Source organism: Agromyces sp. NBRC 114283, assembly GCF_030268405.1.
Lineage (GTDB): Bacteria > Actinomycetota > Actinomycetes > Actinomycetales > Microbacteriaceae > Agromyces > Agromyces mediolanus.
Window position 1 is genome coordinate 3,788,622 of sequence record NZ_BSQP01000001.1, and the last position, 14,827, is coordinate 3,803,448.

General features: G+C 73.1%; 13 protein-coding genes. 11 read left to right on the forward strand and 2 right to left on the reverse strand.

Annotation, left to right across the window (positions count from 1 at the left end):
- The first annotated feature begins 45 nt into the window (after window positions 1-45).
- From QSJ60_RS18255 to rlmC, 11 genes are all read left to right on the forward strand, one after another.
- A complete protein-coding gene (locus tag QSJ60_RS18255) occupies window positions 46-1,038 on the forward strand; it encodes an ABC transporter ATP-binding protein (protein WP_285465082.1) in 993 nt (330 codons plus the stop codon).
- Window positions 1,035-2,654: an ABC transporter permease gene (locus tag QSJ60_RS18260; protein WP_285465083.1), complete on the forward strand. Its 1,620-nt coding sequence runs from the start codon at window positions 1,035-1,037 to the stop codon at window positions 2,652-2,654. Before QSJ60_RS18255 ends, QSJ60_RS18260 begins: the two co-directional genes overlap by 4 nt.
- A 27-nt stretch (window positions 2,655-2,681) precedes the next feature.
- Window positions 2,682-3,170, forward strand: coding sequence for a GbsR/MarR family transcriptional regulator (locus QSJ60_RS18265; RefSeq protein ID WP_230767807.1), 489 nt, complete (start codon window positions 2,682-2,684; stop codon window positions 3,168-3,170).
- Window positions 3,171-3,385: 215 nt separating this feature from the next.
- A complete protein-coding gene (locus tag QSJ60_RS18270; protein WP_285465088.1) occupies window positions 3,386-3,544 on the forward strand; it encodes a hypothetical protein in 159 nt (52 codons plus the stop codon).
- Window positions 3,541-3,630, forward strand: coding sequence for a potassium-transporting ATPase subunit F (locus QSJ60_RS18275; protein ID WP_189085485.1), 90 nt, complete (start codon window positions 3,541-3,543; stop codon window positions 3,628-3,630). Before QSJ60_RS18270 ends, QSJ60_RS18275 begins: the two co-directional genes overlap by 4 nt.
- Entirely contained in the window at window positions 3,630-5,303 is a 1,674-nt protein-coding gene (gene kdpA, locus QSJ60_RS18280; RefSeq protein ID WP_285465090.1) for a potassium-transporting ATPase subunit KdpA, read from the forward strand. Before QSJ60_RS18275 ends, kdpA begins: the two co-directional genes overlap by 1 nt.
- 3 nt (window positions 5,304-5,306) lie before the next feature.
- Complete coding sequence (gene kdpB / locus QSJ60_RS18285; RefSeq protein ID WP_285465092.1) at window positions 5,307-7,412, forward strand: potassium-transporting ATPase subunit KdpB; 2,106 nt, start codon at window positions 5,307-5,309, stop codon at window positions 7,410-7,412.
- Window positions 7,413-7,439: 27 nt separating this feature from the next.
- Window positions 7,440-8,045, forward strand: coding sequence for a potassium-transporting ATPase subunit KdpC (gene kdpC, locus QSJ60_RS18290; RefSeq protein WP_285465094.1), 606 nt, complete (start codon window positions 7,440-7,442; stop codon window positions 8,043-8,045).
- A gap of 87 nt (window positions 8,046-8,132) precedes the next feature.
- The gene (locus QSJ60_RS18295) at window positions 8,133-10,667 is read left to right on the forward strand and encodes an ATP-binding protein (RefSeq protein ID WP_230767822.1); all 2,535 of its coding nucleotides are present in this window, start codon (window positions 8,133-8,135) and stop codon (window positions 10,665-10,667) included.
- The gene (locus tag QSJ60_RS18300) at window positions 10,664-11,356 is read left to right on the forward strand and encodes a response regulator transcription factor (RefSeq protein ID WP_285465096.1); all 693 of its coding nucleotides are present in this window, start codon (window positions 10,664-10,666) and stop codon (window positions 11,354-11,356) included. Before QSJ60_RS18295 ends, QSJ60_RS18300 begins: the two co-directional genes overlap by 4 nt.
- Window positions 11,357-11,393: 37 nt before the next feature.
- On the forward strand, window positions 11,394-12,551 hold the full coding sequence (rlmC, locus tag QSJ60_RS18305) for a 23S rRNA (uracil(747)-C(5))-methyltransferase RlmC (RefSeq protein ID WP_285465099.1): 1,158 nt from the start codon (window positions 11,394-11,396) through the stop codon (window positions 12,549-12,551).
- 7 nt (window positions 12,552-12,558) lie between these two features.
- On the opposite strand, the gene QSJ60_RS18310 is transcribed toward rlmC, so the two are convergent.
- Window positions 12,559-13,635, reverse strand: coding sequence for a C45 family autoproteolytic acyltransferase/hydrolase (locus QSJ60_RS18310; RefSeq protein WP_285465100.1), 1,077 nt, complete (start codon window positions 13,633-13,635; stop codon window positions 12,559-12,561).
- Window positions 13,632-14,654, reverse strand: coding sequence for a P1 family peptidase (locus tag QSJ60_RS18315; RefSeq protein WP_285465101.1), 1,023 nt, complete (start codon window positions 14,652-14,654; stop codon window positions 13,632-13,634). The genes QSJ60_RS18310 and QSJ60_RS18315 overlap by 4 nt, the downstream gene beginning before the upstream one ends.
- Window positions 14,655-14,827 lie beyond the last annotated feature (173 nt).

Consider the following 14,827-nt stretch of genomic DNA (forward strand, 5'->3'; position numbering starts at 1 on the left):
TTAGGAAGATTCACGAATTCGTGAAATCGGCGTAGCGTCGCGCGCATGACCACCGTCATCCGCACCAGCGACCTCGTGAAGCGCTACGGTCGCACCCGCGCCCTCGACGGGCTCGACCTCGAGGTCGACGCCGGCCAGGTGCACGGATTCCTCGGCCCGAACGGCGCGGGGAAGTCCACGACCCTCCGCATCCTGCTCGGCCTCGCCCGCGCGAGCTCCGGGGTGGTGAGCGTCTTCGACGCGCACCCCTGGCGCGACGCCGTCGCCCTGCACCGGCGGATCGCCTACGTGCCCGGCGACGTCAGCGTCTGGCCGAACCTCTCCGGCGGGGAGGCCGTCGACTTCCTCGCCCGGCTGCGCGGCGCCGCGCACCGCGACCCCGGCTACCGGGCGGAGAAGGCCCGCCTCGTCGAGGCCTTCCAGTTCAACCCGCGCAAGAAGGGCCGCGCGTACTCGAAGGGCAACCGGCAGAAAGTCGCGCTCATCGCCGCGTTCGCGGTGCCAGCCGAGCTCTACATCCTCGACGAGCCGACGAGCGGCCTCGACCCGCTGATGGAGCTCGTCTTCCGCCGCGAGGTCGCGCGCGTGCGCGCCGCGGGCGCGACCGTGCTGCTGTCGAGCCACATCTTGTCGGAGGTGGAGCAGCTCTGCGACCGGGTGTCGATCATCCGCGCGGGCCGCGTCGTCGAGAGCGGCACGCTCGCCGAACTTCGCCACCTCACTCGCACCGAGGTGTCCTTCGACGCGGGGAACGGGGCGGATGCCTCGGCCGACGCCGCGTTCGCCGGCCTCCCCGACATCCACGACACCGCCGTCGCCGACGGACGGGCTCGGTTCACCGTCGACAGCGACCGCGTCGCCGGCATCCTGCCCGCCCTCGCGAGCCGGAACGTGCGCGGCCTGCGCGTCGAGCCGCCCTCGCTCGAGGAGCTGTTCCTGCGGCACTACGGCGACGAGATCGGCGACGGCGGGGCATCCGCCGACGCGGCATCCGCCGCGGGGTCCGCGCCCGCCGCCCGGGAGGGTGCGCGGCGATGAGCGCCATCGGCGCGCTGCTCGGCGAGCGTCTGCGCCGCGACCGCTGGCAGCTCGTGCTCTGGGTCGGCGGCACCGCGCTGCTCGCGATCGCCGCCGTCGGCGGGGTGCAGCAGTCCTACGGGACCGAGGCCGACCGGCAGGAGGTGCTCGCCGCCGTCGCCGCGAACCCCGTCATCATGCTCTTCCGCGGGCTGCCGTCCGGGGCGGAGTTCGACGCCTTCACGCTGTTCCTGATCCTGCCGTTCCTCGCGATGATGGCGGCGTTCATGTCGAGCTTCCTCGCCGTGCGGCACAGCCGCATGGACGAGGAGCTGGGCCGAGCGGAGCTCGTCGCCGCGACCCCGGCCGGGCGCACCGCGCCGCTCGTCGCGACGGTGCTGCACGGCATCGGCGCGAACCTCGCGCTCGCCGTGCTCGTCGCCGCCTGCTTCGCCGGGGCGGGCTACGCCCCGCTCGGCTCGATCGTGTCCGGGGTCTCCGCGGCCGCCGTCGGGCTCGTGTTCCTCGGCCTCGGCCTCGTGGCCGCGCAGCTCATGCGCACCTCGCGCGGCGCGAACTCGCTCGGCGTCTGGGTGCTGCTCGGGAGCTTCCTCGTCTGCGGGCTCGGCAACGCCCTCGGCACGCCGTCGAGCGATCTGCAGCGCATCGAGAGCTCCTGGCTCACCTGGCTCTCCCCCTTCGGCTGGGCGGAGAACGCGCGGCCCTTCGCCGACGACGTCTGGTGGCCGATCGCCCTCTGCGCCGCCGTCGCCGTCGCGCTCACCGCGCTCGCCTTCGCGCTGCAGCGGGTGCGCGACCTCGACGGGAGCTTCATCGCCGAACGCGCCGGTCGGCTGGCAGCGCCCGCGAGTCTCGGCTCGCCGCTCGGCCTGGTCTGGCGGCTCGCGCGCGGCTCCGTCGTCGGCTGGGCCGTCGGCGGCCTGCTCACCGGGGTGCTCGCCACGAGCCTCGGCGCGGTGATCGACGAGATCGGCACGAAGATCCCCGCCGTCGAGGAACTCTTCGCCGCATTGTCCAAGGGCGGCAGCCTCGAACAGGGCATGGTGGTGATCTTCTTCACGATCGTCGGCGTGCTCGCCGCGTGCGCCGCCGTGCAGACCGTCACGCGCGCACGCCAGGAGGAGACGCACGGCACCGCCGAGCAGGTGCTCGCCGCGCCCGTCGGCCGGGTGCGCTGGCTTTGGGCGTTCCTCCTCGTCGGCCTCGGCGCCGCGCTCGCCGTGTGCACGGCGGCCGTGCTCAGCGCCTGGCTCGGCGTGCAGGCGAAGGGCGCCGACGCCTCGCTCGCCTGGGACGCGCTCGTCGCCGGGGCGGGGCAGCTCGCCGCGGCCGCGGTGTTCCTGGTGCTGACGGCGCTCGTGTTCGTGCTCGCGCCGCGGCTCACGATCGCGCTCGGCTGGGTGCTCGTGCTCGTCGCGCTGCTGCTGGGGATGTTCGGACCCCTGTTCGGGCTGCCCGACTGGGTGACGAACCTGTCGCCCGTCGCCGTGACGCCCGTGGCCAGCGCCGACGGGGTCGACGTCAAGGGCCTCTGGTGGCTGCTCGGGGTCGTCGCCGCGGGCGGCATGCTCGCGCTCGGCCTGATGCGACGCCGCGAGCTCGCGGCAGGCGATTGAGCCGGAGATCGACGTGAGGAGCAGCCCGTGACGGCATCCGAGGAGCACGGCCGGCACCGTGCGATCGCCGCCGCCGAGGAGGGAGCGGCGATGCTCACCGCCGCCGGGATGCCGCGGATGCCCTCGCGCGTGCTGATGGCCCTCGTGGCCTCGCCCGCCGAGGGCTCCACCGCGGCGGAGCTCGCCGAGCGGCTCGGCGTGAGCGCCGCCGCGGTGTCGGGCGCGGTGCGCTACCTGCAGACGGCGCGGATGGCCCAGCGCATCTCGAGCCCCGACAGCCGCCGCGACCGCTACCGTCTGTTCGACGACACCTGGCATGCGGTGCTCACGAGCGGGCTGCCGATCTACTCGCGGCTCGCGGAGCTCATCGACGAGATCGCCGACGACGCCCACGACGACGACGCGGCCGCGCGCGGGCGGGACATGGCCGGCTTCTTCCGCTTCATGGCGGCGCGGATGCCGGAGCTGCTCGAGGAGTGGGAGGGCGAGCGCGAGGCGCTGCGCCGCGGGGAGTAGACCGCTGGTTCCCCGAGCTCGTCGAGGGTGCCATCGCTTCGACAAGTTCAGCGAACCAGGTGGTTCCCCGAGCTCGTCGAGGGGTGCGATCGCTTCGACAAGCTCAGCGAACCAGGGCGAGCTCGGCGAACCAGGAGCGTGAGGGCCGCGTAGGGACGGGGCGGGCGGGGCGTTAGGGAACCGTGAGGACGGCCGCTCGGCCGCCGCTACGGGTGTTGCATCGCAGGTGCAGCCGAACCGCTGCCCGCCCGCCGCGACCGCGGCAGGCGGCGCCCGATCCTGGAGTCCCCGTGCTCGACGTCGTCGCCATCCTCGGCATCCTCGCCGTGTTCGCGGTCGTCGCCCTCATCGCCAAGGGGGTCGAGAAGCTGTGATCGTCTTCGAGCTCCTCGCCGCCGCGCTGGGCATCGCCGCCGTCATCTACCTGGTCATCGCCCTCGTGAAACCCGAGCGGTTCTGATGCAGGTCCTCTTCGCCGCCCTGCAGGCGGCCACCCTCGCGCTGATCCTCGCCCTCCTGTACCGCCCCCTCGGCGACTACCTGTCCCGCACCTATACGAGCGACCGCGACTGGCGCGTCGAGCGCGGCTTCTACCGCCTCATCGGCGTCGACCCGCGCGCCGAGCAGTCCTGGCCCGCATACCTCCGCGGCGTGCTCGCCTTCTCGCTCGTCGGCCTGCTGCTCGTCTACGCCCTGCAGCGCGCGCAGGCGGTGCTGCCGTACTCGCTCGGCCTGCCCGCCGTGCCGGAGGGGCTCGCGTTCAACACCGCGGCCTCCTTCGTCGCCAACACGAACTGGCAGTCGTACTCCCCCGAGCTGACGGTGGGCTACACCGTGCAGCTCGCCGGCCTCGCCGTGCAGAACTTCGTCTCGGCAGCCGTCGGCATCGCCGTCGCGATCGCGCTCGTGCGCGGCTTCGCCCGGCACGGCTCCACCACGATCGGCAACTTCTGGGTCGACCTGGTGCGCGGCTGCCTGCGGGTGCTGCTGCCGCTCGCGATCGTCGGCGCCGTCGTGCTCCTCACCGGCGGTGTCGTGCAGAACTTCGCGGGATTCACCGAGGTGCAGACCCTCTCCGGCGGCAGCCAGCAGCTGCCCGGCGGCCCGGTCGCGAGCCAGGAGGTCATCAAGCTGCTCGGCACGAACGGCGGCGGCTTCTTCAACGCGAACTCGGCGCACCCCTTCGAGAACCCCACCGCGTGGACGAACCTGTTCGAGACCGTGCTCATGCTCGCCATCCCCTTCGCCCTGCCGCGCGCCTTCGGTCGCATGGTGGGATCGAACAAGCAGGGCTACGCGATCCTCGCGGTCATGGCGACGCTGTTCGTGCTCTCGCTCGTCGCGCTGAGCGCCCTCGAAGCCGCCGGCCGCGGCACGGCGCCCGAGCTCGCCGGCGGCGCGATGGAGGGCAAGGAGACCCGCTTCGGCATCTTCGGCTCGACGCTGTTCGGCACGACCTCGACGCTCACCTCGACGGGCGCCGTGAACTCGATGCACGACTCCTACACCGCGCTCGGCGGCATGCTGCCGATGCTGAACATGATGCTCGGCGAGGTCGCCCCCGGCGGCGTCGGCTCCGGCCTCTACGGCATGCTCGTGCTCGCCGTGATCGCGGTGTTCATCGCGGGGCTGCTCGTCGGCCGCACGCCCGAGTACCTCGGCAAGAAGATCGGGCCGCGCGAGATCAAGCTCGCGAGCCTCTACATCCTCGTCACGCCGACGCTCGTGCTCGCGGGCACCGCCCTGAGCTTCGCGCTCCCGGGCGTGCGGGAGGACGTGGAGTCGACCTCGATCTGGAACCCCGGCATCCACGGCATGAGCGAGGTGCTCTACGCCTTCACCAGCGCGTCGAACAACAACGGCTCGGCCTTCGCCGGACTGACGGCGAACACGCCGTGGTTCAACATCGCGCTCGGCGTGGCGATGCTGCTCGGCCGCTTCGTGCCGATCGTGCTCGTGCTCGCCCTCGCCGGCTCGCTCGCGGCGCAGCGGAAGGTCCCGGCCACCGCCGGCACCCTGCCGACGCACCGACCGCAGTTCGTCGGCCTCCTCCTCGGCGTCACCGTGATCGTCACGGCGCTCACCTACTTCCCCGTGCTCACCCTCGGACCCCTCGCAGAAGGGCTCAACTGACCCATGTCCCTCATCACCACCGCCCAGCTCGGGCAGGCGCTGCCCGGCGCGCTCCGCAAGCTCGACCCGCGCCGGATGTGGCGGAACCCCGTCATGTTCGTCGTCGAGCTCGGCGCCGTGCTCACCACGCTGCTCGCGATCGCCGAGCCGTTCCTCGGCGGGCCGCAGGCCTCCGGCGGCAGCGAGGTGCCCTGGTCGTTCACCTGGGCGATCGCCGCCTGGCTCTGGCTCACGGTGCTCTTCGCGAACCTCGCGGAGGCGGTCGCCGAGGGCCGCGGCAAGGCGCAGGCCGAGTCGCTCCGCCGCACCCGCAGCGACACCGTCGCGCACCGCGTCGAGCGGTACGACGAGGTCGCGGACCCGGGCGCCGAGCGCAGCCGCACGGTCGAGGTGTCCTCGGCGGCCCTTCAGCTGGGCGACCTCGTCGTCGTCACGGCGGGCGAGCTCATCCCGGGCGACGGCGACATCGTGCACGGCATCGCCTCGGTGGACGAGTCGGCGATCACGGGCGAGTCGGCCCCCGTGGTGCGCGAGTCCGGCGGCGACCGCAGCGCGGTCACGGGCGGCACCCGGGTGCTCTCCGACCGCATCGTCGTGCGCATCACCTCGAAGCCGGGCGAGACCTTCGTCGACCGGATGATCGCGCTCGTCGAGGGCGCCGCCCGGCAGAAGACACCGAACGAGATCGCGCTGAACATCCTGCTCGCAAGCCTGTCGATCGTCTTCGTCGTCGTCGTGCTCACGCTCAACCCGATCGCCTCGTACGCGGCGCTGCCCGCCTCGATCCCGGTGCTCGTCGCCCTGCTCGTCTGCCTCATCCCGACGACGATCGGCGCGCTGCTCTCGGCGATCGGCATCGCGGGGATGGACCGGCTCGTGCAGCGCAACGTGCTCGCCATGTCGGGCCGAGCGGTCGAGGCCGCCGGCGACGTCACCACGCTGCTGCTCGACAAGACCGGCACCATCACCTACGGCAACCGCCGCGCGAGCGCCTTCGTGCCGCTGCCCGGCGTCGAGGAGACCGAGCTCGTCCGCGCGGCGGCGCTCGCCTCGCTCGCCGACCCGACGCCCGAGGGCGCCTCGATCGTCGAGCTCGCGGCGGAGCGCGGCATCGCCTTCCCCGCCTCGGGCGAGGCGCAGCCGGCCGGCGAGGTCGTGCCGTTCACGGCGCAGACGCGGATGTCGGGGCTCGACCTCGCCGACGGGCGGATCGTGCGGAAGGGCGCGGGATCCGCGGTGCTCGCGTGGGTCGAGGCATCCGGGCGCCAGCCCTCCTCCCTGCTCGCCGAGCTCGAGGAGCGGGTGGAGGCGATCTCGGCCTCGGGCGGCACCCCGCTCGTCGTCGCGGAGCGCGCGCCGGACGGCGCGACCCGCGTGCTCGGCGTCGTGCATCTGAAGGACGTCGTGAAGGACGGCCTCGCCGAGCGCTTCGCGGAGCTGCGCTCCATGGGCATCCGCACCGTCATGATCACGGGCGACAACCCGCTCACCGCGGCCGCGATCGCGAAGGAGGCGGGCGTCGACGATTTCCTCGCGGAGGCGACGCCCGAGGACAAGCTCGCCCTCATCCGCCGCGAGCAGGAGGGCGGCAACCTCGTCGCGATGACCGGCGACGGCACGAACGACGCGCCCGCGCTCGCGCAGGCCGACGTCGGCGTCGCGATGAACACGGGCACCTCCGCGGCGAAGGAGGCCGGCAACATGGTCGACCTCGACTCCGACCCGACGAAGCTCATCGACATCGTGCGGATCGGCAAGCAGCTGCTCATCACGCGCGGGGCGCTCACGACCTTCTCGATCGCGAACGACCTGGCGAAGTACTTCGCGATCATCCCGGCGATGTTCGCGGGCGTGTTCCCGGGGCTCGCGGTGCTGAACATCATGCAGCTGCACTCGCCGGCCTCGGCGGTGCTCTCGGCGATCATCTTCAACGCGATCGTGATCGTCTTCCTCATCCCGCTCGCGCTCCGCGGCGTGAAGTACCGGGCGGGCGGGGCGAGCGCCGTGCTCAGCCGCAACCTGCTCGTGTACGGCCTCGGCGGCATCATCGCGCCGTTCATCGGCATCAAGCTGATCGACCTCGTCGTCAGCCTCATCCCCGGGTTCTGACCCCGCCCGGAACGAAAGGACCGTCCCATGAGCACCACCCGCTCCACTCTCCGCACCCACTGGGTCGCGCTCCGCGCGATGCTCGTGCTGACCCTCGTGCTCGGCGTCGGCTACACCGCCGTCGTCACGGGCATCGGCCAGTTCGCCCTGCCGGCGCAGGCGAACGGCTCGCTCGTGCGCGACGCCGACGGCGCGGTCGTCGGCTCGGCCCTCATCGGGCAGTCGTTCGCGGATGCCGAGGGCGCGGCGCTGCCCGAGTGGTTCCAGCCGCGCCCCTCGGCCGCGGGCGACGGCTACGACGGCGGCGCCTCGAGCGGCAGCAACTTCGGCCCCGAGAACGCGGACCTCGTCGCCGCGATCACCGAGCGGCAGGCGGCGATCGCCGAGGCCGACGGTGCGGCGCCGGGCGAGATCCCGGTCGACGCGGTGACGGCGTCGGGATCCGGCCTCGATCCGCACATCAGCCCCGCCTACGCCAGGCTGCAGGTGGGCCGGGTCGCCGAGGCGCGCGGGCTGCCCGAGACCGAGGTCGCCGCGCTCGTCGAACGCTTCGTGCAGGGCCGCGACGCCGGCTACCTCGGCGACCCGACGGTGAACGTGCTGCGGCTGAACCTCGCGCTCGCCGAGCTGTGAGCCGGATCGCGCCCGCGCCTCTCCCGAGTTGCCCGACTTTCATGAAAGTCGGGCAACTCGGGAATGAGCGGATGGGAGGATGACGACATGAAACGGGGTCGGCTGCGGGTACTGCTCGGCGCCGCGCCCGGCGTCGGCAAGACGTACACGATGCTCGAGGAGGGCAAGCGGCTCCTCGGCGAAGGCCGCGACGTCGTCGTCGGCTTCGTCGAGACCCACGGCCGGCGGGCGACCGCCGCCATGACGGCGGGGCTCGAGCTCGTGCCCCGCCGGGTGAGCACCCACCGCGGGATGTCGCTGGAGGAGCTCGACCTCGACGCGCTCCTCGCCCGCCGGCCCGAGGTCGCGCTCGTCGACGAACTCGCCCACACGAACGCCCCCGGCTCCCGGCACGAGAAGCGCTGGCAGGACGTCGAGGAGCTCCTCGACGCCGGCATCGACGTCATCTCGACGGTGAACACGCAGCACATCGAGTCGCTCGGCGACGTCGTGCTGCAGATCACCGGGGTGCCGCAGCGGGAGACGATCCCCGACCGCGTGCTGCGGGCGGCCGATCAGATCGAGGTCGTCGACCTGGCGCCGCAGGCGCTCCGCGACCGGCTCTCGGGCGGGCTCGTCTACCCGGCCGAGCGGATCGACGCCGCCCTCTCGAACTACTTCCGGCTCGGCAACCTCACCGCCCTCCGCGAGCTCGCCCTGCTCTGGCTCGCCGACGAGGTGGACTCGGCGCTCAAGGCGTACCGCGCGGAGCACGGCATCAGCCACAAGTGGGAGGCGCGCGAGCGCGTGGTCGTGGCGCTCACGGGCGGCCCGGAGGGCGAGACGCTGCTCCGCCGCGGGGCACGGATCGCGTCGCGCTCCTCCGGCGGCGAGCTGATCGCCGTGCACGTGACCAGGCCGGACGGCATGCGGGCGAGGCATCCGGGCGCCCTCGACGCCCAGCGCACGCTGGTCGAACAGCTCGGCGGCACCTTCCACCAGGTCGTCGGCGAGGACGTGCCCCGCGCGCTCGTCGAGTTCGCCCGCTCGGTCGACGCGACGCAGCTCGTCATCGGGGTGAGCCGCCGCTCGCGGCTGGCCGCCGCGTTCTCGGGGCCGGGCATCGGCGCGACCGTGATCCGCGAGTCCGGCGACATCGACGTGCACATCGTGACGCACGCGGCGGCCGGCGCGGCCCTCTCGCTGCCGCGGATCGGCGGGGCGCTCAGCCGCAAGCGGCTCCTCATCGGCTTCGCGGTCGCGCTCGTCGCGGGACCGCTGCTCAGCTGGGTGCTGTTGCAGTTCCACACGGAGACCTCGATCACGAGCGACGTGCTCGCGTACCAGCTGCTCGTGATCGTCGTCGCGCTCATCGGCGGCATCTGGCCGGGGCTCTTCGCTGCGGTGCTCTCGGGGATCACGCTGAACTTCCTCTTCGTGGCGCCGGTGCACACGCTGACGATCGCCGATCCACGGCAGTTCCTCGCGCTCGTGTTCTACGTCGCGAACGCCCTGCTCGTGAGCTACGTCGTCGACCAGGCGGCACGCCGCACCCGCGAGGCGAAGCGGGCGGCGGCCGAGTCGCAGCTGCTCGCGACGATGGCCGGCAGCGTGCTGCGCGGCGAGGACGCGCTGCAGGCGATGGTCACCCGCACGCGCGAGGCGTTCGGGCTCGCGGGGGTCCGCCTGCTCCTCGACGGGGAGCCGCGGGTCGCCGACGGCGAGCCGACCCGAGACGACCGGGTCTCGCTCGTGCCGATCGGCGAGCGCGGCACGCTCGAACTGCACGGACCGGACCTGGATGCCTCGGAGCGCCGCCTGCTGCAGGTGATCGCGACCCAGCTGGACGCCGCGATCGAGCACGGCGCGCTCGCCTCGGCGGCGGAGGAGGCCTCGGAACTGGCCGAGACCGACAAGGTGCGCTCGGCGCTGCTCGCCGCGGTGGGCCACGATCTGCGCCGGCCGCTGACCTCGGCGTCGGCGGCGATCAGCGCGCTGCGCTCCCCCGAGCTGCGACTGCCCGCGGGCGAGCGCGCGGAGCTGCTCGACACGGCGGCGGAGAGCCTCGACTCCCTCGCCGAGCTGGTGACGAACCTGCTCGACGTGAGCCGGGTGCAGGCGGGGGCGCTCGCGGTGCGGCTCGCGCCGGTCGAGACGGCGGACGTGGTGTTCCCCGCGCTCGACGAGCTCGGCCTCGGCCCGGGCGAGGTCGAGCTGGATCTCGCCGATGGCGTGCCGCCGCTGCTCGCCGACCCCGGGCTGCTGCAGCGGGTGGTGGTGAACCTGCTCGCGAACGCGGTGCGGCATTCGCCGTCCGGGGAGCGGGTGCGGATCGCGGCGTCGGGGTTCCGCGGGCGGGTGCAGCTGCGCGTCGTGGACCGCGGCCCCGGCATCCCGGTGGAGCGCCGCGACGGCGTGTTCACGCCGTTCCAACGGCTGGGCGACACCGACAATGAGACGGGCCTCGGCCTGGGCCTCGCCCTCTCGAAGGGCTTCGTCGAGGGGATGGACGGCACCCTCGAAGTGGAGGACACCCCGGGCGGCGGGCTCACGATGGTGGTGACGCTGCCGGCGGCGGATGCCGGGGCTGCGGCGGATGCTGCGCCGACGACGTCGGCGGACGAGGAAGGGCCGGTGCGATGAGGATCCTCCTCGCGGACGACGACGAGCAGCTGCAGCGCGCGCTCCGCATCACGCTCGCGGCGCGCGGCTACGAGGTGCTGCACGCCCGCGACGGCGCGGAGGCGATCGAGCAGGCGGCCTCGGGCCATCCGGACCTCATCCTGCTCGACCTCGGCATGCCGCGCGTCGACGGCCTCGACGTGATCCGCGCGGTGCGGGCCTGGTCGAGCGTGCCGATCCTCGTGCTGTCGGGGCGCACGGACTCGGGCGAGAAGGTCGAGGCGCTCGACGCGGGCGCCGACGACTACGTGACGAAGCCGTTCGCGATGGACGAGCTGCTCGCGCGGATCCGCGCCCGTTCCCGCCGCCCGGCGGGCGAGGACGACGCCGGCGCGGTGCACCGCATCGGCGAGCTCGAGGTGGACCTCGCGGCGAAGACGATCCGCTGCGCGGACGGGGCGGGCGGCTCGGCCGGCTCGGTGCGGCTGACCCCGACGGAGTGGCATCTGCTGGAGCTCTTCCTGAAGCATCCGGGCAAGCTGCTGACCCGCGAGATGCTGCTGTCCGAGGTCTGGGGACCGTACCACGCGAACGACGCCGGATACCTGCGGCTCTACGTCGCCCAGCTGCGCCGCAAGCTCGAACCGGTGCCGGCGGAACCCCGCCACTTTCTGAACGAGCCCGGCATGGGCTACCGCTTCGAGCCGTAGCGCCGGCGACGGCCCGCGCGCGGCCTACGCTTGACGGGTGGACTGCGGCTACTTCGACGCCGGGCGCTGCACCTCGTGCGCCCTCATGGGGCAGCCGTACCCGGAGCAGCTCGCCGCGAAGCAGGCGCACGCCGAGCAGCTGCTCGCGCCGTTCGGCGTCGGCGCGTGGCATCCGCCCGTCGCCTCCGGCGAGCGCGACTACCGCAACAAGGCGAAGATGGTCGTCGGCGGCACGGTCGACGCGCCCACGATCGGCATCCTTGACGCCGACGGGCACGGCGTCGACCTGCAGGCCTGCGGCATCTGCTCGCCCGGCCATCGGGCGGCGTTCCCGGTGCTGGCGAGGTTCATCACGCTCGCGCGCATCGCACCCTACGACCTCGCCGCCCGGCGCGGCGAGCTGAAGCACCTCATCGTCACCGAGTCGCCCGACGGGGAGCTCATGGTGCGCTTCGTGCTGCGCTCGACCGAGCCGGTCGCCCGCATCCGCAAGCACCTGCCCGCGCTCCTCGCCGAACTGCCGCAGGCCCGCGTCGTGACCGTCAACCTGCTGCCCGAGCACAAAGCAGTGCTCGAGGGCGACGCCGAACTCGTGCTCACCGATCAGGAGACGCTGCCGATGCGGCTCAACGACGTCACGATGCACCTGCGGCCGCAGAGCTTCTTCCAGACGAACACGGCGATCGCGGCGGCGCTCTACGCGGAGGCGCGGGACTGGATCCGTGAGCTCGCCCCCGACTCGGCCTGGGACCTCTACTCGGGCGTCGGCGGCTTCGCGCTGCACCTCGCCGGCGGCGGCCCCGGCGGCGACGGCTCAGGGGGTACCGGCCCCGAGATCACCGGCATCGAGACGAGCGTCGAGGCCGTCGCCTCGGCGGAGCTCAGCCGCACGGATGCCGCGCTCCACCGGCTGCGCTTCGCCGCCGGCGACGCCACCGAGTTCGCGCTCGCGGCGTCGTCCGCGCCCGACCTCGTGGTGGTGAACCCGCCGCGGCGCGGCATCGGCGCCGAGCTCGCCGGCTGGCTCGAGCAGAGCGCGGGCATCTCGCACGTGCTCTACTCGAGCTGCAACGCGGCATCGCTCGCGAAGGACCTGCGGGCGATGCCGTCGTACCGGCCCGTGCGGGCGCGGGTGTTCGACATGTTCCCGCAGACGAGTCACTTCGAGGTGATGGTGCTGCTCGAGCGGCGCTGAGGCCGGCTCAGATCACCTCCCAGCCCTCGTCGCGGACCGCCGCCGGCGTGCCGGCGCGGTAGCGCAGCACGCGCTCGTCGAAGTCGAGCGACAGCGTCGCCTTCGTCTCGCAGCTGAACTCGGGGTGCTCCTCGTCGCGGTAGAAGATGCACACCGGGCCGCCGTCGGGGAGCCCCTCGACGAGCTGCGCGGCGCGCTCGACCGGATCGAGCGCGCGGAACGCCGTCGCCCGCTCGTCGAGCATCGCGAGCCGCGCGTGCGTGTCGCTCATATCGGGGTTGCGTTCCCCGCGCGCGAGCCCGGCGTCGAGGAAGTGGTTCGTGTGCCGCATCGTCTCGCCGGGCGCCCCCTCGATCACGGCCACGCCGACCGGCGTCACCTCGAGGAACGCGGCCCGCGGCCGCTCGCCGTCGTAGCTCACCACCGTGAGGGTGGTGGAGGCGCCGAAGCGGGTGCCGCGGACGAGCTCGATCGCCTCGTCGAGCGACGCGGCCTCGTCGTGGATGCGCCGGGCGACGAGGTGCAACGGGATGCCGGGCACCGAACCATCCGCCCGGTGGTTCAGCATGTTCATGTGGCTGCCGACGCCCGCGTCGTTGATGCCGATCTTGCCGAGGATGCCGAGCTCGGTGAAACCGTGCACCCGCCGCCCGGCGTCGGTGACGTACGACCAGGCGAGCGACTCCGTCGCGAGGTGCGTGTACCAGTCCCAGATCTGCAGCGTGCGGGGTGCCTGCCCGTCGGCCGGCAGGAACACCCCGGTCGAGCACTCCCCCTGCCCGCTCGGCTCGGCGAGCGCGATGATCTCGGTGCGGCCGCTCATGAGCGCGGCCTCCCAGGCCTCCAGGCCGGCGCCGGCGGCGAGGCCGGCGAGCTCGCTCGCGAGGCTCGGCGACCAGTCGGCGACGTCGTCGAGGATGCGGCGGGCGGCGTCGCGGCCCGCGCCCTCGTCGATCCCCTTCGCGCGGAACAGCCGCCAGTAGCCGTCGAGCGATTCGGCGATCTGGGCGGCGAAGCGCTCGCCGATCTCGGCCCCGCGGATCGCGGGGTCGCGGGTCTCGGATTCGTGTCGTCGGATGATCATGCGGCGGCGCTCAGCACGGCGTCCCAGGCGAGCTCCGACGCGACCGCGCCGAGTGCGCTCGGCGCGAGCTGGTGCACGCCGAGCTCGGCGCTCGTCTCGGTGGGGAAGTCGAGCTCGTCGGTGGTGACGGCGAACAGCACGTCGCCGTCCTGGCTGGTGTGGAAGGGCTGGATGGCCCGGTGCATCGAGCTGTGCACCTGCTTCGCGAACTGGTCGAGCTGGCGGTCGTCGAGCCGCACGTTCGTGAACACCGCGGTGATCGTCGTGTTGCCGAGCTCGGTCGCCGGCATCGCCGCGCCCGCGAACGCCGCGGCGTAGTCCTCGGCGGGGTGGCGCCGTTCGCCCGTCTCCGGGTCGTAGTTGCCGCGCACCACGCGCTGCTCGCGGTCGACGATCGCCCCGACGGCGTTCACCACGGTGACGACGAGGAGCTTGATGCCCGAGATCTCGCGGTAGGCCGCGCCCTGCCCGGCGAACTCCGCGCGGGACCAGTCGATCTTGCCCACGGTGGCGGCGACGCCCGCGCCCACGCGGCCGACGGGCACCGTGCCGGCGACGGCGTTCGCCAACGCCGCCTTGCCGAGGGCGGCGTCGGGGATGACGGCGTTGTTGCGCGCCGAGAAGTCGTAGATGATCGCGCCGTTCACGAGCGAGAGCCGCGGGAAGGACACGTCGTTCCCGCGCTCGGCGAGCAGCGCCTCGGCGACGCCCGTCGCCGCGCCGAAGCCGTAGACCGAGCCGCCGGCGAAGCAGATCGCCTCGACCACCTGGTAGCCGCCGCTCATGCCCTTCGAGCCGCCGCGGAAGTCGGTCGCGACGCGGGCGTGGTCGGGCAGCCGCATGACGGTCACCCCGGTGGGCCCTTCGGCGTACTCCGCCGTGCCGACCGTGAGGTCGGCGAAGCCGTGGTCCACCAGTTCGCGCGGGGTCCCGGGCACGGGGCTCGGTGCGAGCTGCGGGTTGCCGTCGAGTCCGCGGAAGCGCGGCAGTTCGGCCGGCCGGCGGGGTGGGTACGTCATTGTGTTCCTCTCGAGAAATCCCTACGATGACTCGTGCCGGAACGATCCGGCACGGTCCGACGGTAGTGCCCCTCGCCGAGCGCGGTCAAGAGCGATGCTCAGATTCTCGACCCGACGCGACTCGGCGCTTCGGAGTGCGCTCCCGGGCGGTCCGGAGAGGAGCAACGACGTCC